At 63.3% G+C, this 16,690-nt stretch carries 17 protein-coding genes; 6 read left to right on the top strand and 11 right to left on the bottom strand.

The features are described from left to right. The first annotated feature begins 43 nt into the window (after positions 1 to 43). The 4 genes from Q0L48_RS02395 (at position 44) to Q0L48_RS02380 (ending at position 4,310) form a co-directional block, all read left to right on the top strand. Positions 44 to 619 carry a hypothetical protein gene (locus Q0L48_RS02395; RefSeq protein ID WP_296716775.1) on the top strand — a complete coding sequence of 192 codons (576 nt, stop codon included), beginning with the start codon at positions 44 to 46 and terminating at the stop codon, positions 617 to 619. A gap of 107 nt (positions 620 to 726) precedes the next feature. Further along, a complete protein-coding gene (tgt, locus tag Q0L48_RS02390) occupies positions 727 to 1,863 on the top strand; it encodes a tRNA guanosine(34) transglycosylase Tgt (protein WP_296716772.1) in 1,137 nt (378 codons plus the stop codon). Positions 1,864 to 1,913: 50 nt separating this feature from the next. After that, the gene (locus Q0L48_RS02385) at positions 1,914 to 3,938 is read left to right on the top strand and encodes a S9 family peptidase (protein WP_296716771.1); all 2,025 of its coding nucleotides are present in this window, start codon (positions 1,914 to 1,916) and stop codon (positions 3,936 to 3,938) included. Positions 3,939 to 3,998: 60 nt separating this feature from the next. Continuing rightward, a complete protein-coding gene (locus Q0L48_RS02380; RefSeq protein WP_296716770.1) occupies positions 3,999 to 4,310 on the top strand; it encodes a chorismate mutase in 312 nt (103 codons plus the stop codon). Here Q0L48_RS02380 and Q0L48_RS02375 read toward each other — a convergent pair. The 8 genes from Q0L48_RS02375 to Q0L48_RS02340 all read right to left on the bottom strand — a co-directional run bounded on the left by Q0L48_RS02375 (position 4,307) and on the right by Q0L48_RS02340 (position 9,492). Then, a complete protein-coding gene (locus Q0L48_RS02375) occupies positions 4,307 to 4,942 on the bottom strand; it encodes an NAD(P)H-dependent oxidoreductase (protein ID WP_296716769.1) in 636 nt (211 codons plus the stop codon). The two genes, Q0L48_RS02380 and Q0L48_RS02375, sit on opposite strands and share 4 nt — an antisense overlap. 110 nt (positions 4,943 to 5,052) lie before the next feature. Beyond that, positions 5,053 to 5,667: a 30S ribosomal protein S4 gene (rpsD, locus tag Q0L48_RS02370; RefSeq protein ID WP_296716765.1), complete on the bottom strand. Its 615-nt coding sequence runs from the start codon at positions 5,665 to 5,667 to the stop codon at positions 5,053 to 5,055. Positions 5,668 to 5,866: 199 nt separating this feature from the next. After that, the gene (locus Q0L48_RS02365; RefSeq protein WP_296716764.1) at positions 5,867 to 6,133 is read right to left on the bottom strand and encodes a hypothetical protein; all 267 of its coding nucleotides are present in this window, start codon (positions 6,131 to 6,133) and stop codon (positions 5,867 to 5,869) included. 84 nt (positions 6,134 to 6,217) lie between these two features. After that, on the bottom strand, positions 6,218 to 6,964 hold the full coding sequence (locus Q0L48_RS02360; protein ID WP_296716757.1) for an RNA methyltransferase: 747 nt from the start codon (positions 6,962 to 6,964) through the stop codon (positions 6,218 to 6,220). A 7-nt stretch (positions 6,965 to 6,971) separates the two neighbouring features. Beyond that, positions 6,972 to 7,448, bottom strand: coding sequence for a transcriptional regulator NrdR (gene nrdR, locus Q0L48_RS02355; protein ID WP_296716756.1), 477 nt, complete (start codon positions 7,446 to 7,448; stop codon positions 6,972 to 6,974). A gap of 8 nt (positions 7,449 to 7,456) precedes the next feature. Beyond that, positions 7,457 to 7,678, bottom strand: coding sequence for a hypothetical protein (locus tag Q0L48_RS02350; protein WP_296716753.1), 222 nt, complete (start codon positions 7,676 to 7,678; stop codon positions 7,457 to 7,459). 12 nt (positions 7,679 to 7,690) lie between these two features. After that, on the bottom strand, positions 7,691 to 9,016 hold the full coding sequence (gene glyA / locus Q0L48_RS02345; RefSeq protein WP_296716751.1) for a serine hydroxymethyltransferase: 1,326 nt from the start codon (positions 9,014 to 9,016) through the stop codon (positions 7,691 to 7,693). Continuing rightward, on the bottom strand, positions 9,013 to 9,492 hold the full coding sequence (locus tag Q0L48_RS02340) for an RpiB/LacA/LacB family sugar-phosphate isomerase (RefSeq protein WP_296717106.1): 480 nt from the start codon (positions 9,490 to 9,492) through the stop codon (positions 9,013 to 9,015). The genes glyA and Q0L48_RS02340 overlap by 4 nt, the downstream gene beginning before the upstream one ends. A 116-nt stretch (positions 9,493 to 9,608) precedes the next feature. Between Q0L48_RS02340 and Q0L48_RS02335 the strand changes: the two genes are divergently transcribed. Beyond that, positions 9,609 to 10,760: a sterol desaturase family protein gene (locus Q0L48_RS02335; RefSeq protein ID WP_296716748.1), complete on the top strand. Its 1,152-nt coding sequence runs from the start codon at positions 9,609 to 9,611 to the stop codon at positions 10,758 to 10,760. Between the two features lie 31 nt (positions 10,761 to 10,791). On the opposite strand, the gene rpoD is transcribed toward Q0L48_RS02335, so the two are convergent. From rpoD to Q0L48_RS02320, 3 genes are all read right to left on the bottom strand, one after another. Further along, on the bottom strand, positions 10,792 to 12,825 hold the full coding sequence (rpoD, locus tag Q0L48_RS02330) for an RNA polymerase sigma factor RpoD (RefSeq protein WP_296716746.1): 2,034 nt from the start codon (positions 12,823 to 12,825) through the stop codon (positions 10,792 to 10,794). 63 nt (positions 12,826 to 12,888) lie between these two features. Next, complete coding sequence (dnaG, locus tag Q0L48_RS02325; RefSeq protein ID WP_296716744.1) at positions 12,889 to 14,775, bottom strand: DNA primase; 1,887 nt, start codon at positions 14,773 to 14,775, stop codon at positions 12,889 to 12,891. Between the two features lie 63 nt (positions 14,776 to 14,838). Continuing rightward, positions 14,839 to 15,291, bottom strand: coding sequence for a GatB/YqeY domain-containing protein (locus tag Q0L48_RS02320; protein ID WP_296716742.1), 453 nt, complete (start codon positions 15,289 to 15,291; stop codon positions 14,839 to 14,841). A gap of 141 nt (positions 15,292 to 15,432) precedes the next feature. On the opposite strand from Q0L48_RS02320, the gene carA reads away from it, so the two are divergent. Next, positions 15,433 to 16,614: a glutamine-hydrolyzing carbamoyl-phosphate synthase small subunit gene (gene carA / locus Q0L48_RS02315; RefSeq protein WP_296716739.1), complete on the top strand. Its 1,182-nt coding sequence runs from the start codon at positions 15,433 to 15,435 to the stop codon at positions 16,612 to 16,614. Positions 16,615 to 16,690: the final 76 nt, after the last annotated feature.

Below are 16,690 nucleotides of genomic sequence, written 5' to 3'. Positions count from 1 at the left end.
GCCGCACCCCCTGCGGCAGGCAAGAAAACAAGGATATAAACGCATGAGGAAAATCGCAATCACCACGCTCGTAGCGATGGGCGCGATGGCACTTCCGGCCGCAGCGCACGCGCAGTCCAATGACGGCCAACCGGAAATCACGGTCGGCGCATCGGTCGGTCTGCATGATCTCGGTCTCGATCTGGGCGACCTCGACGCCGACGATGGCGAGTTCGACGATCTCAACATCGACGACAGCGGCGAAATCTATGGTGGCTTTGCCGCGGTCGATTTCCCGGTCGGCGAAAACCTGTTTGCCGGTGTTGAAGGCAACGCACACTTCGGCAGCGGCCCGATCGATGCCGAATATGGCGCCTCTGCCCGCCTTGGCTTCCGCACCGAAGGCGGTGCCAAGATCTATGCGCGCGGCGGCTATCAGTGGGTCGATCTTGATGCCGGCAACGTGATCGGCGTTCCGGACTTCGACGAAAGCGATTTCGATCTGGATACCACCGAAGGTGATTACCTTGTGGGCGCCGGCGTCGAACTTCCGCTGGATACGGTCGTCTTGCGGGCCAATGTCGACACCATCGCGTTCGACACCCTGCGCGGAACGGTTGGCGTCGGCTTCAAGTTCTGATCGACTGATCCAGTACCGAATACAGACGGGCTGTCTGGCATTATCGCCGGGCAGCCCGTTTGCTTTAGAGGTGACAGCAGCGCCCGGCCTCGCTAGCGCGCGGGCCGATGACAGGCTCCCGCTTCTCGTTCACCCTCCATGCCACCGATGGCAAGGCGCGCACCGGCACCATCGCGATGCAGCGCGGGGAAATCCGCACGCCCGCCTTCATGCCCGTCGGCACGGCGGCGACGGTGAAGGCGATGAAGCCCGAAAGCGTGCGCGCGACCGGGGCCGATATCATCCTCGGCAACACCTATCACCTGATGCTGCGTCCGGGCGCGGAACGGGTGGCGCGGCTTGGCGGCTTGCACAAGTTCATGAACTGGCAGCGCCCGATCCTGACCGATTCTGGCGGCTATCAGGTGATGAGCCTGTCGGAGCTGCGCAAACTGACCGAGCAGGGGGTGGAGTTTCGCAGTCATCTCGATGGTTCGAAGCATATGCTCACCCCGGAACGATCGATGGAAATCCAGCGCCTGCTCGGCTCCGACATCGTGATGGCCTTCGATGAATGTCCCCGCGCCGACCGCCCCAAGGACGAGATCGCTGAGAGCATGGAACTGTCGATGCGCTGGGCCAAGCGTAGCCGCGATGGCTTCGACGCGGGCGAAGAACACGCGGAGAGCGCCGCCTTGTTCGGCATCCAGCAGGGCGCGCTGCATGAAGACTTGCGGCGGATCAGCGCCGATGCGCTGACTGCGATTGGCTTCGATGGCTACGCCGTCGGCGGGCTGGCCGTGGGGGAAGGGCAGCAGGCGATGTTCGGCGTGCTCGACTATGCGCCCACCATGCTGCCCGAAGATCGCCCGCGATACCTGATGGGCGTGGGCAAGCCCGATGACCTTGTGGGCGCGGTCGAACGCGGGATCGACATGTTCGATTGCGTGTTGCCGACCCGTTCGGGCCGCAATGGGCAGGCCTTCACCTGGAACGGGCCGCTGAACTTGCGCAACGCGCGCTTTGCCGAGGACACCGGGCCGCTTGACGAACGCTGCGGCTGTCCGGTCTGCACCACCTATTCGCGCGCCTATATCCACCACCTCGTCAAATCGGGCGAGATGCTGGGCGCGATGCTGCTGACCGAGCATAACCTCAGCTTCTATCAGGCGCTGATGCAGGCGATGCGCGATGCGATTGCGGCAGGAGCCTTCGCCGGTTTCGCCGCCGGCTTCCGCCGCGATTACTTGCGCCAAGGGGGTTGATCGCCGGGCGGGACGCGCTAGCCTGACCGCCTTGCAATCGGGGAGCCAGCATGAAATTCGGACGCAGCGCCAACGTGTTGGCGAAGGGCGCAGTTTTGTGCCTTGCGAGCACTATAGTCGGATCTGTTCCGGCCACCGCGCAGGATAGCGATATCGAGGCAACCGCCGCCGTGTTCGGCGCGCGCGAGACCGTGCTCGACATCTCGCTCTCGCCTTCGGGCACGAAAGTCGCCTTCATTGCCGCAGGCCCGGAACACACCGAATTGCTCAACGTCATCGATCTGGCAGGCGATGCCGAGATCAAGCGGGTGATCGTGAATTCGGAGAAAATCGCCGATCTCGACTGGTGCGAATGGGCAAATGACACGCGGTTGGTGTGCCAGGTGTCGGCCATGGCGCAGGGCGGCGACGGGTTCCTGCTGCCGTTCGACCGACTGTTCGCCATCGATAGCGACGGCGGCAATGTTCAGGAGTTGAGCAAGCGCGAGTCGCCGCGGGCGATGGGCTTTGCGCAACAGGGCGGGGATGTGCTCGCGCTCGACGTTGGCGGCGAACAGGGACAGATCCTGATGTCGCGCCAATGGGTCGAGGAGAATGGCATGGGCACGCGAATCGCCAGTCGCGATGCCGGGCTGGGTGTCGATCTGGTCGACGTGATGTCCGGCAAGCGGCGCACGCTCGAACGCGCCGATCCCGCAGCGCAGCGCTTTGTCGCCGACGAGACCGGACAGGTGCGGATCAAGGTGCGGGCGCGTTTTGACGGAAATGGGCGGCTGACCGGCGAGTACGACTATTTCTATCGCTTGCCGGACAAGAATGGCTGGGAGGCGCTCGACAATCTCACGTTTGATGGTGAGCCGGTGCCGTGGTTTTCCCCTCTGTCGGTCAACAGCAAACGCAACGTTGCGGTCGGGTTTGTCCAGATGGACGGCTATGATGCGATCGCTGAATTCGCGCTCGATGGCAGCGGCAAGGGCACCCTGCTGATGGCGCGCGATGATGTCGATGTCGACGCGCTGATCCGGATCGGGCGTCAACGCCGGGTGGTTGGCGCAAGCTACGCAACGGAGAAGCGGCAGATTGCCTATTTCAGTCCGGAACTGGCCAAGCTGGCGACCGATCTCGGCAAAGCTTTGCCCGATCAGCCGATGATCAACATCGTTGGATCGAGCAGTGACGAGCAGCAATTGCTGCTGATCGCGTCGAGCGATACCCAGCCGGGGCAGGTCTATCTGTTCGACAAGGGCAAGCGCACGCTCGAACCGGTCCTGCCGGTGCGCGCCGAAATCGGCGAACGGCAGCTGGGCCGGATGCGGCCGGTCACCTATCCGGCAGCGGACGGCACGCAGATCCCCGGCTATCTGACGCTACCGCCGGGTTCCGACGGCAAGAACCTGCCCGCCATCGTCATGCCGCACGGCGGCCCCTCGGCGCGCGATGAATGGGGGTTCGATTGGCTGGTGCAGTTCTTCACCGCGCGCGGGTTTGCCGTGCTCCAGCCCAATTACCGCGGATCATCGGGTTATGGCGCCGACTGGTACGGGCGCAACGGGTTCAAGGCGTGGGACGTTGCAATCGGCGATGTCAACGATGCGGGGCGCTGGCTGGTGAGCGAGGGGATTGCCCGGCCTGACCAGCTGGCGATCGCCGGGTGGTCATACGGCGGCTATGCCGCGCTTCAATCGCAGGTGCTCGATCCCGCGCTGTTCAAGGCTGTGGTGGCAATCGCCCCAGTGACGGATCTGGCCTATCTGGCAGACGACAAGCGGGGATATACCAGCTATCGTATGGTGCGCGATTTCATCGGGCAGGGGCCGCATGTGGACGCAGGCAGCCCGCGCCGTCATCCTGAAAAATTCGCCGCACCGGTCGCGCTGTTCCACGGTACCCGCGATCTCAACGTCGATGTGCGCCATGCGCGCGCGATGGAAAAGGCGCTCAAGGACGCGGGCAAGCCTGTCATCTACCACGAATACGAAGACCTCCAGCACGGCCTCGGTGACAGCAAGGCGCGCGCCGATATGCTCGCCACCATCGGCCGTTTTCTGGATGAGGCGCTGGGGCGTGGCGGGTAAGGCGCTCTGGAGCCCGAAGGCACTCGACAAATCCGCCTTTCACCGCCTAGGGCGGCAAGGATGAACGATATTCCCCTTAGCCCCGCGGACTGCACCACGATGGCCGAAGTGCGCGTCGGAGTCGATGCTCTCGATCGTGAACTGGTCGCTCTGCTCGCGACCCGCTTTGGCTATATGCGTGCCGCCGCCCGCATCAAGCAGAGCCGCGGGGCAGTGCGCGACGAAGCGCGCAAGGCCAGCGTGATCGCTGCGGCTGTCGCCGAGGCAGAGGCGCACGGCATTCCCGGCGATGTCGTCGGCGACATCTGGGAACGGCTCGTCGAAGGCTCGATTGCGTATGAATTCGGCGAGTGGGACCGGGTAAAAGGCTAAGCTTTTTTGCGGTTCAGGAATCGCCCCAACCGGGGTTCCTTTTTTGCCGGTTCTGCCTGACGGATGGTTTGCGCCAAACGCCTGATCTTGCCGGTCCATTTCGCGGCATGCTTCTCCGCCCCGCCGAACTTGACCTGACCCAGCGGCAGAATCCGCACCGGCTTGAAGCCGACAAAGCCCAGCACCTGCCCCTTCCAGCGGCGGATCACGGCATTCCCATAGACAAGCCACAGAAAGAATGGCGGCGTGTCCATGGTGATGATCACATCGGCAGAGCGCCCTGCCATGTTGCGATCCCAGAAGGTGTCCTGATCGTGATAGGCAAAGGTGAATCCGGGCAGGAATAGCCGGTCGAGCAAGCCTTTGAGCATCGCCGGTTCCGCTCCCCACCACATCGGGAAGGCGAGCGCGAGGTGATCGCAGGCATCCAGCTCCTCGGCCAGACGGAGCAGATCAGGCTCCCATTCAGTGCGCTGGCGGTAGCCGTGGGCGAGGTTGGGATCGAACCGCAGATCGCGCAAGGCCACCGCCGTGACTTCGGCGTGTGCAGGAAGCGCGGCGCGGTATTCTTCCATCAGGGACGAGCAATAGCGCCGCTCGTCAGGGTGTCCGTCGATCAGCAGCACATTCATCGCCGTTCACCCCCAAGCCTTCGCTAGCCAATCAATCGCATTGCGCGGCACAAAAGAAAAGGGCGGCCCCGCAAGGCCGCCCTTTCGTATGTCCATCGCTAAAAATCAGATCAGCGCGAATAGAACTCCACCACCAAATTCGGTTCCATCGTTACCGGATAGGGCACTTCGTCGAGCTTCGGCACGCGGGTGAACTGCACCTTCTCGTTGCCGTCGGGCGCAACGTAATCGGGAATGTCACGTTCGGCGAGGCCTTGGGCTTCGATCACCAATGCCATTTCCTTGGCCTTGCTGCCGAGGCTGATGACGTCGCCGATATCGATCCGGCGCGAGGCGATGTTGCACTTCACGCCGTTCACATAGATGTGGCCGTGGCTGACGATCTGGCGGGCCGAGAAGATGGTCGGCGCGAATTTGGCGCGGTAGACCACCATGTCCAAACGCCGCTCGAGCAGGCCGATCAGGTTCTGGCTGGTATCGCCCTTCATGCGCGATGCTTCGGCATAGGTGCGCTTGAACTGCTTTTCGGTGACGTCGCCGTAATAGCCCTTGAGCTTCTGCTTGGCGCGAAGCTGCAGGCCGAAATCGCTCATCTTGCCCTTGCGACGCTGGCCGTGCTGGCCGGGGCCGTAGGAACGCTTGTTCACCGGGGAGTTGGGGCGACCCCAGATGTTCTCGCCCATCCGGCGGTCAAGCTTGTACTTGGCGCTTTTACGCTTCGACATAAGTCGTGTCCTTCATATCTGCTGGATCATCCCCCAATCCGACAATCGAACTGAGCCTGACCATTGAACCCGGCATCGCACCATCAGACCGATTTGCCTGATGCGGCCACTGCTTCACCGGGGTGCAGGGCCAATTGCGAAGGCGCGCGCATAGCAGGATGGGCCGCAAGGTCAAGCATTGGCCCGGCGCAAACGGCGATCAGCGCGGATTGTTGAGCTCACGCCACTCCTCGGACGTGCGGCAGACCTTGGTCTTGCGGCGGCTCGACGTGTCGAGCTTCACGTAGCGGCAGATGCGCTTTTCTTCGGTCACGGCGTCCTCCGCAGCCTCATCAGCCGACTGCTCGGCCGGTTCCTCGCTGGCAGGGGGCTTCTCGGCTGTCTGTCCGGCGGCGTTGGCCACAGTCGCAACTGGTAGAACGAACAGGGCGCAAGCGAGGGCAAGCGGGAGGCGCATCGAAATCATCTGAAATCTCACGAATTTGTGACTGGGGAAGCGATCAACGTACCGCCTGACCAACGCCAGTCCAACCGCATTCGACGAACGACGTCAGTCGCGGCGATTGCGTTGGATCGTGGTGAGAACCCCGCGCAAGGTGCGCACCTCAAGATGGTTCCAGCCCGGCTTCGTCAGCACCCCGCGCAAGGTGCGGCGCGTCGCTTCGGCGCGGCCCTCGGGCAGGAAATAGCCGCGCGGCTCCAGCATCGCTTCCAGATGCGCGATCAACCCGTCAAGCTCCTCCTGCGGGGCAGGGGGCAGCACATCCTCAACCGTGGGCTGCACCAGCACCATGCCGGAATCCGCGATTTCTCGCCCGATCCGCGACCATTCATACGCCACCAGAATCACCGCCTGCGCGAGATTCAGCGAAGCGAACTCGGGATTGATCGGCACGGTCAGGATATTGCGCGCCAGCGCCACATCCTCGGTTTCCAGTCCGGAACGTTCGGGGCCGAAGATGATCGCATGGCGCCCGGCCAGCGTGTGGACGATCCTCCCCGCTTCGTCCGCGCCGATCACCGGCTTGGTAACGCCGCGCTTGCGCACCGTGGTGGCGTGGACATGGGCGCAGTCGGCCACGGCTTCGGCCGTAGTTTCGAAGACTTTGGCCTGTTCGAGCACGATATCCGCGCCCGCCGCAGCCGGGCCGGCAGAGGGGTTGGGCCAGCCATCGCGCGGGGCGACCAGCCGCATCTCGGTCAGCCCGAAATTCAGCATCGCCCGCGCTGCCTTGCCGATATTCTCGCCCAATTGCGGGCGCACCAGCACGATCACCGGCTTGTTGGTTTCGGCCATTTTGTGGTTATTCTTTCGCCGCTTGCTGCACGGTGCTGGCAAACTCTTCGAAGTCGCGCGCTTCCGAGAAATCGCGGTAGACGCTGGCGAACCGGATATAGGCCACCGAATCGATCTGGCGCAGACCATCCATCACCATCTCGCCGATTCTGGAGGAGGGGACCTCCGGCTCGCCCGAGGTTTCGACCTGACGCTGAATGCCCGATATCAACTGATCGAGCCGCTCCTGATCAATGGCCCGTTTACGGCAGGCAAGCGCGACCGATTGTTCGAGTTTGGACCGTTCGAACGGTTCCCGCCGTCCCGGCCCGCCATCGGACCCGGACTTGACCACCACCACCTCGCGCAGTTGGACGCGCTCGAAGGTGGTGAAGCGCGCCCCGCAGGACGAACACTGGCGACGCCGCCGGATCGAGGCATTGTCCTCGGTCGGGCGACTGTCTTTTACCTGGGTGTCGTCGTGGGCGCAAAAGGGACAACGCATTCAGATGGTTATTTCTTGATTCTCTGGTAGAGTGCAAAGCCCGCACCGGCGAGCAGCCCGACCGGCAGCGATATGACCGGCAGGATCCAGCCCGCCACAGCGCCAATTGCCGCGCCGGTCAGCACCGGCCCGGTCGAGGGGTGGTTGACCCCTTCCTTCGCCATGCCGCTGACTTCGACCTTCACATCCTCGACCCAGTCGGGTGTCTGGCGGGGTTCCTGATCGTTCATTGCATTGCTTCCTTACAGGCCGGGATAGACGGGGAAGGCGGCGCAGAGTTCAGCGACCCGTGCGCGCACACTTTCCTCGACCTGCGTATCGCCTTCGGGGCCGTTTTTGGAAAGACCGTCAACCACTTCGGCAATGAGTTTGCCGATGGTGCGGAACTCCTCGGGGCCGAAGCCGCGAGTGGTTCCGGCGGGCGTGCCGAGCCGGATCCCGCTGGTTACGAAAGGCGAGCGGGTGTCGAACGGGATGCCATTCTTGTTGCACGTGAGCCATGCCCGATCGAGACCCTTTTCGGCGTCCTTGCCGGTCACGTCCTTGGCGGTGAGATCGACCAGCATCGAATGGTTATCGGTGCCGCCGCTCACGATGCGCAACCCGTTTTCCTCAAGGCTTGCGGCGAGCGCGCGGGCGTTATCGACGATGCGATGGGCGTATTCGCTGAACGAGGGATCGAGCGCTTCCTTGAAAGCCACCGCCTTGGCTGCGACGATGTGCATCAGAGGGCCGCCCTGCAGGCCGGGGAAGACCGCCATGTTCAGGGGCTTGGTGAACTTCTCGTCGTTCCACAGGATGATCCCCGAACGCGGACCGCGCAGCGACTTGTGCGTGGTCGAGGTGACGATGTCGCAATGCGGGAAGGGCGAGGGGTGCGCGCCGCCTGCGACAAGGCCGGAAATGTGGCTCATGTCGCACAGCAAAATCGCGCCCACTTCGTCGGCAATCGCGCGGAACGCTGGGAAATCCCACAACCGCGAATATGCGGTGCCGCCGCAGATGATGATCTTCGGCTTGCTTTCGCGCGCCTTGGCGGCGACCTCGTCCATGTCGATGGTTTCGGTGTCGCGGCTCACGCCATATGACACGACATTGAACCACTTGCCGCTCATATTGACGGGCGATCCGTGGGTGAGGTGCCCGCCGGAGTTCAGATCGAGCCCCATGAAGGTATCGCCCGGATTGAGCAGGGCGAGGAACACCGCCTGGTTCATCTGGCTGCCGCTGTTGGGCTGCACATTGGCAAAGTTGCAGCCGAACAATTGCTTGGCGCGGTCGATTGCCAGCGTTTCTACCACATCGGCATATTCGCAGCCGCCATAATACCGTTTGCCGGGATAGCCTTCCGCATACTTGTTGGTGAACACGCTGCCCGCCGCTTCGAGCACGGCGCGGCTTGCGATGTTCTCGCTTGCGATCAGTTCGATCTTGTCGCGCTGACGGGCGAGTTCCTTGCCGACGGCCGCCGCGATTTCGGGATCGGCGTGGGCCAGGTCATCGTTCCAGAAACCGTCCATCGGGGCGGCAGAGGTGCGGGTGGCGAAATCAATCGGGGCGGTGCTCATTGGTGGGTCTCGATATGATCGGGCAGAAACGGAGGCTTGCCGAGCTTGCCCACCCGGCGCTGATGGCGCCCGGCAGGATCGCCGGCATCGGCGAATTCGGTGTCCAGAAAGGTGGCGATGCAGGATTTGGCCATCTCGATTCCTACGAGACGCGCGCCCATTGCGATGCAATTCGCATCATTATGTTCGCGCGCGAGGGCTGCGGAAAGCGGCTCGGAAACCAGCGCGCAACGCACTTCGGGGTGGCGATTGACGCTGATCGAGATGCCGATGCCGCTACCGCACAGCGCAACGCCGAATTCGACGGTACCCTCGGCAATGATCTCCGCGAGGCGATAGCCATAATCGGGGTAATCGACGCTCACCCCCGGCTCCGGGCCGAGATCAGCGACGTCATGGCCTTCTTCGATGAGCCATTCGGCCAGTTCGGCCTTCAGCTCGGTCGCGGCGTGATCGGATGCAATTGCTATGCGCATTGGCTCGACATAGTCGCTGGGGGCGAGATTCTCCACCCCGTAGAATCGGCTTTTCGACGGTCAGCACCGGTTTTGCTTTACGCCGTCGAAAGAGGCAGCGTGCTACCGCCCGTCCGATGAGCAATCCTGCTTCCCGTCCGACCGCCGAACAATGGCTGGCCCGCGTCTTTGCCGACGCTGCGCCGCGCCATTTCGGTACGGGCTGGATCAGCGGTGTTATGGGCATCGTGCTGGGGCTGCTGGCTCTGTTTGCGGTGCTGTGCCTGCATTTCCCGCAATATCTGACGCTGCCGGAACTGCGCGCGCGTTATCCGCTGGAGTTGGTGCGGTTGGCGATCGATGTCGGGTTGCTGGCGGCGATGGCGTTGGCGGGATTATCCATGCTGTTGCGGCGCAGAAAGGCGCTGGGGATCGCGGGCCTGTTTCTGGCGGGAGCGGCTTTGGCCTTGGGCGCGGGCGGGGTGGAGATTCCGCGCGGCGGTGCCAGCACCGTCTATCTCGGGCTCGACTGGTTCGTGCTGGGCGTGCTGACCACCGCCGCGATCTTCGTGCCGCTGGAGCGGGGCTTTGCGCTGCGGCGCGGTCAGGGTGCATTCCGGCGTGGCTGGCTGACCGACACGCAGTATTTCTTTGCCAGCCACGTGCTGGCGCAGGTGATGAGCGTCGCGGTGCTGGCACCTGCGGTGGCGCTGGGAAGCGTGCTGGCGTTGCCTTCAGCGCAATCAGCGGTGCAGAGCCTGCCGCTGGCGGTGCAGTTTGCGCTGGCGGTGCTGGTCGCGGATCTGGCGCAATATGGCGTGCACCGAGCCTTTCATGCCATCCCGTTGCTGTGGCGGTTTCACAAGGTGCACCATAGCGTCGAGGTCATGGATTGGCTCGCCGGATCGCGGCTGCATCTGGTCGATGTTATCATGACGCGCGGGCTGGTGCTGCTGCCACTGGTGATGCTGGGGTTCGATCCTGTCGCGGTCTACGCCTATCTGGCGCTGGTAAGCTTCCACGCGGTGTTCATCCACGCGAACTTCGCGCCGCGAGTGCGCTGGCTCGAGCGGTGGGTGGCGATGCCTCGCTTCCACCATTGGCACCATGGGGCAGAGCCCGAGGCGCGCGATGTGAACTTCGCGGTGCACCTGCCGATGATCGACCGCTGGTTCGGGACGTATCACATGCCGGAGGACTGCTGGCCGAGCGGCTATGGCATGGCCGGAGAACGCGCGCCGGAGGGCTGGGCGCGGCAGTTGGTATGGCCGTTCCGACACCGCCCATGAAAAACCCCGCCGAAGCGGGGCCTTTCGCGACTTACTGATCCAGAAACGACCGCATTTTCCGCGACCGGCTCGGGTGCTTGAGCTTGCGCAGCGCCTTGGCCTCGATCTGGCGGATACGTTCGCGCGTCACCGAGAACTGCTGGCCGACTTCTTCCAGTGTGTGGTCGGTGTTCATCCCGATGCCGAAGCGCATCCGCAGCACGCGCTCTTCACGCGGGGTGAGGGACGCCAGCACGCGGGTGACGGTTTCCTTGAGGTTCGCCTGGATCGCGGCATCCACCGGGATGATTGCGTTCTTGTCCTCGATGAAATCGCCCAGATGGCTGTCTTCCTCGTCGCCGATCGGCGTTTCGAGGGAGATCGGCTCCTTGGCGATTTTCATCACCTTGCGCACTTTTTCGAGCGGCATGGAGAGGCGCTGCGCCATTTCTTCCGGGGTCGGCTCGCGGCCTTCCTCGTGCAGGAACTGGCGGGAAGTCCGCACCAGCTTGTTGATCGTCTCGATCATGTGCACCGGAATACGGATGGTGCGCGCCTGATCGGCGATACTGCGGGTGATAGCCTGCCGGATCCACCACGTTGCGTAAGTGCTGAACTTGTAGCCGCGGCGGTATTCGAACTTGTCGACCGCCTTCATCAGGCCGATATTGCCTTCCTGAATAAGATCAAGGAATTGCAAGCCGCGGTTGGTGTATTTCTTGGCAATGGAGATCACTAGACGCAGGTTCGCCTCGACCATTTCCTTCTTGGCGATGCGCGCCTCGCGCTCGCCCTTCTGCACCATGTTCACGATGCGGCGGAATTCGGTCAGGCTCATGCCGGTCTGCGCGGCGATATCGGCGATTTCGGCACGGATGCGTTCGATCGCGGCTTCTTCGCGCTCGGCGAAGGCAGCCCACTTCTTGTCCTTCTTCGCGCGTTCCTTGATCCAGGCGTCGTCCATTTCGTTGCCGAGGTAGGAGCCGAGAAAGTCGATGCGCTTGATCTTGTGACGCTCGGCCAGTCGCAGCATCTGGCCGCCCAGCGTGGTCAAGCGGCGATTGAAGGCGTAAAGATTGTCGACCAGAAATTCGATCTTCGTCGCGTGGAACTGCACGCTTTCGACCTCTGCGGTCAGTTCTTCACGCAGCGCTTCGTATTTCTTTTCCTTCGCAGCGGGAAAATCATTGCCCGCCGCCAGCGTATCGACCCGGTCACCCTGAAGTTTTTCGAACGCATGGAAAAGTGTGGTGATGCGGGCAAAGGTTTCGAGCGCTTCAGGCTTCAGCGCGGCTTCCATCTGCGCGAGGGAGAGGGTGTTGTCTTCCTCCTCTTCCTCTTCGCGCTTGGGCTGGCCTTCGCCATCCTCGTCATCATCATCCGCTTCGGGCTCGTCCTTGACCTCATCGTCCTCGCGGATCGTCGGGCCGGCGGTTGCTTCGGAAATTTCGCCGTCGTCGTCGTCATCCTCGGCGCCTTCGGCCATCTTGTCGGCCGGCGGCTCCTTCGACAGCATTGCGTCGAGATCGAGAATCTCGCGCAGCTGCATGTCGCCGTTGTTCAACGCTTCGGACCAGTGAATGATGGCGTGGAAGGTGATCGGGCTTTCACAAAGCCCCATGATCATCATGTCTCGGCCCGCCTCGATCCGCTTCGCGATGGCAATTTCGCCTTCGCGGCTCAGCAGTTCGACGGCGCCCATCTCGCGCAGGTACATCCGCACCGGATCGTCGGTGCGTTCGCCGGTGACGAGCTTCTTGTTGCCGGCGCGGGCATCCTTGCTCGGGCCTTTCTTCTCGTCGTCCTCTTCGTCCTCGTCGTCATCCTCGGCGACGAGCGGCTCGACGCGTTCGCCGTCCTCGTCGCTCTCGGCTTCGGCTTCCTCGTCGTTCTCGACGATCTGGACGCCCATTTCGGACAAGGCGGTCTGGATGTCCTCGATCTGGTCGGGACTCATCTCGCCCGAAGGCAGCGCTTCGTTGAGCTCGTCATAGGTGACATAGCCGCGCTTCTTCGCCTTGCTGATCAGCTTCTTGATCGAAGCCTCGTTGAGATCGATCAGCGGGGCGTCTTCCTTGTCGGCCATATTTTTCAATCAATCCGTTGCCGGGTGGCTTTCTCCTGCGTTTCGCAGAAAACCGCCGCCTGTTTAACCAATGTCCTCCGCGGGCGCGGAGTTGTCACCCGTAGCTGCCGGGGCAGCTTTTCTGCGCCCGAATGCCTTGAGGCGCTCTTCAACTGTCATGAGCTGTGCGCGCAGCCTGGTCTGTTCGGCAAACGATCCTTCAGGATCGTTGTCGAAACGGGCTATCGTGACCGCAAGCGCAGCCTCAAGCGCCGGCCGTTCGACCAGCAGCGACACAGCTTCGGCCAATTCCTCACACGCAGCGCCGGTGGATGTGCCTTCATCAAGGAAGGCGTAACGGATGTCTGCCGGCGGGGCAGGATGACCTAGCGAATCGCATATGGCGCTTGGGGGCGACGAATCAAGCATTTCTGCAAGTTCGAAGAGCGATTCGACCAATGGTGCGGATTTCGGGTCATGCCGGGCGAGCTGCGACAGCGCCTCGGCATGGCGGTCGATCTCCTTCGGAAACCGGGTCAGGCCGGCAATCACGGCGGCCAGCAAGCCTTGCCGTTGGCCGCCGGACATGATCCCCGATAGCCGTGCGCGCGCATCTTCCGAAAGGCCCGGCGGCGGCACAGGTGCACCGCGCCAGGGGCCGCGCTGGCTGCGCTGCGGCGGTGAATAGGGCGCACGCGGCGGACGGGGGGGATAAGCGAAGGCGGAGAACCGGTCGCCAAGCTCGCGGCGGTACAGCCCTTTGACCTCGGGATCGGCGATCGTTTCGACATGCGCCATCAGCCGCGCCTTCAGGCCCGCCTTGGCCTCGGGCGTTGCGAGGGGCTGGGCATCGCGTTCGAACTCCCACAGCGTATCGACCAGACTGGCAGGGCGGCTGAGCAGCGCCTCCATCGCGGCCTTGCCTTGCTGGTTGATGAGATCGTCGGGATCGAGCCCGGCGGGCAGGCGCACGATGCTGAGCGAGCGCATCGGGCCGAGCAGGGGCAGGGCGCGCGTCACCGCCCGAATCGCGGCGCGCTGCCCTGCCGCGTCGCCATCGAAGCACAGCACCGGCACCTCGACCATGCGCCACAGCAGTTCGAGCTGCATCTCGGTGAGCGCCGTGCCCAGCGGCGCGACCACATCGGCGATCCCCGCATTCGCCAGCGCGATCACATCCATATAGCCTTCGACCACCACCACCCGTCCGGTCTGGCGCGATGCGGGCGCAGCGCGGTGGAGATTGTAGAGCGTGCGGCCCTTGTCGAACAATTCGGTGTCGGACGAATTCAGGTATTTCGCCACGCCGTCCCGCTTATCGAGAATGCGCCCTCCGAAGGCGATCACCCGTCCGCGCGCGTCCTGAATCGGCAGCATCACCCGCCCGCGGAAGCGGTCGTAGCGTTCGCCCTGTTCATTGGCGGCGCGCATCCCGGCGCCTTCGAGCATATCCTCGCCGAATTGCGAAAGGGCTTTGGGCAGAGCCTGCCGTTCATCGGGCGCCCAGCCGAAGCCGAATTCGGCCATGATCTTGGCCGAGAAGCCGCGCCGTTCCAGATAATCCCGCGCCGCCTTGCCGCCTGGCGCGGCGAGACTTGCAACATAGAACGCCTGCGCCGCGTCGGTCACGTCGATCAGGCTGGCGCGTTGTTCTGCACGCTTGGCCATTTGCGGGTCGGGGGCAGGGACTTCCATCCCGGCCTCGGCGGCCAGTTCCTTGACCGCGTCCATGAATTGCAGGCCCGCGTGATCGACCATCCAGCTGATCGCATCGCCATGCGCGCCGCAACCGAAGCAATGGTAAAACTGCTTCTGGTCGTTGACGTAAAAGCTCGGCGTCTTCTCGTCATGAAACGGACAGCACCCCTTCCACTCGCGTCCGGCGCGGGTCAGCTTGACCGACCGCATGACAAGCGTCGACAGCGTGATCCGCGCGCGCAGTTCGTCCTTCCATTGCGGGGTGATGGCCATGCTGGGTTAGGTGCGCCCGAACCCGCCAGGGTTCAAGCGCGGCCTGTGGATTGGTCTGTGGGCTTACGAAAGCGCCGCCTTCACCAGCGTGCTCGCCAGCTTGCCGTCGAGCACCGCGCCGTGGCGGGCTTTCAGTTCGCCCATCACGGTGCCCATGTCCTTCATGCTGGACGCGCCGGTTTCCGCCTTGATCGCCTCGATCGCAGCGCGGGTTTCCGCCTCGTCCATCATCTGTGGCAGGAATTCCTCGATCACTTCGAGTTCGGCGCGTTCCTTTGCCGCCAGCTCCTCGCGCCCGCCGGTCACGTACATCTCGATCGATTCGCGGCGCTGCTTCGCCATCTTCTGAAGCACGCTGACGACCAGTTCATCGTCAGGGATCTCCTTGGCGCTGGTGCGTTCCTCGATATCGCGGTCCTTGATCTTGGCGCTGATCTGGCGGAGCGCGGCTGTGCGGTCTTTCTCGCCTGCCTTCATCGCGGTGATGGTAGCGGCCTTGATGTCGTCACGGATCATTCGTGCGTTTCCTGTGGATGGAATGAATGTCGGGCCCTCTAACCCAATTGCGGGGCCAAGCCTAGGTTGACGCGCGCGGCCCACGCGCTTAGCGCACGAAACTTAGCAACATCGCTGGCTTTACCTGTAACGGAGCGCCCCATGGCCGACCCCGCATCTTTCCGCGCGCAACCTTCGGGTGCGACCGGCTGTATCGTTCTGGCCGATGGTACGGTGATCTGGGGTCGGGGCTTCGGTGCGGCAGGCAGCGCGGTGGGCGAGGTGTGCTTCAACACAGCGATGACCGGCTATCAGGAAGTGCTGACCGATCCCAGCTACGCGGCGCAGATCGTCACCTTCACCTTCCCGCATATCGGCAATGTCGGCGCGAATGCCGAAGATGTCGAAAGCAAGGTCGAAGGTGCAGTCGGCTGCGTGGTGCGCGAGGATGTGACCGAGCCGAGCAGCTTCCGCAGCATCGAGAAATTCGCCGGATGGATGGCGCGAAACGGCAAGATCGGGGTTTCGGGCGTGGACACCCGCGCGCTGACCCGCCGCATCCGGCAGACGGGCGCGCCCAATGCCGTGATCGCCCATGCTCCCGACGGCAAGTTTGACCTGCCCGCACTGCTGGCGCGCGCGCAAGGGTGGCCGGGTCTGGAGGGCATGGACCTCGCGGTGCGCGTCACCCGCGACAAGCACGAAAGCTGGGAGGGCGGATATTGGCGGCTCGGCACTGGCTACGGGCGAGCACCGAGGGACGCAAAGCCGCATGTTGTGGCGATCGACTATGGCTCCAAGGACAATATCTTCCGCAATCTGGTGAAGGCCGGCGCGCGGGTGACGGTGGTGCCGGCCAAGACATCTTACGAGGACGTGATGGCGCTGTCGCCCGATGGCGTGTTCCTCAGCAACGGCCCTGGCGATCCCGCGGCGACGGGCGAATATGCCGTGCCGGTGATCGCGCAGCTGCTGGAGGCGGACGTGCCGATCTTCGGCATTTGTCTGGGCCACCAACTGCTGGCGCTGGCGGCGGGCGCGAAGACGATCAAGATGCACCAGGGCCACCGCGGCGCAAACCATCCGGTGCAGAGGGTTGGCGCGGGCTGGGGCGAGACGTCTGGCCTTGTCGAGATTACGAGCATGAACCACGGCTTTGCGGTGGATGCGGCGACCTTGCCGGACAACGTCGAGCAGACTCATGTGTCGCTGTTCGACGGAACGAATTGCGGGATTTCCATTCGCGGGAAGCGGGCGTTCGCGGTGCAGTACCACCCTGAGGCATCGCCGGGGCCGCAGGATAGCTTCTACCTGTTCGAGAAGTTTGTAGGGGGGCTGGGGTGAAGGCCCAATTCACCTCGATCAACATGTTCGCGCCCTACTTCTCTCTTCCCTTGAGGGAAGGGCTGGGGATGGGGGC

Source organism: Erythrobacter sp. (assembly GCF_024305245.1).
In the GTDB taxonomy this organism is placed as follows: Bacteria; Pseudomonadota; Alphaproteobacteria; order Sphingomonadales; family Sphingomonadaceae; genus Erythrobacter.
The sequence above is the reverse complement of the archived record's forward strand: the minus strand, read 5'-3'. Positions and strand labels throughout refer to the sequence as shown.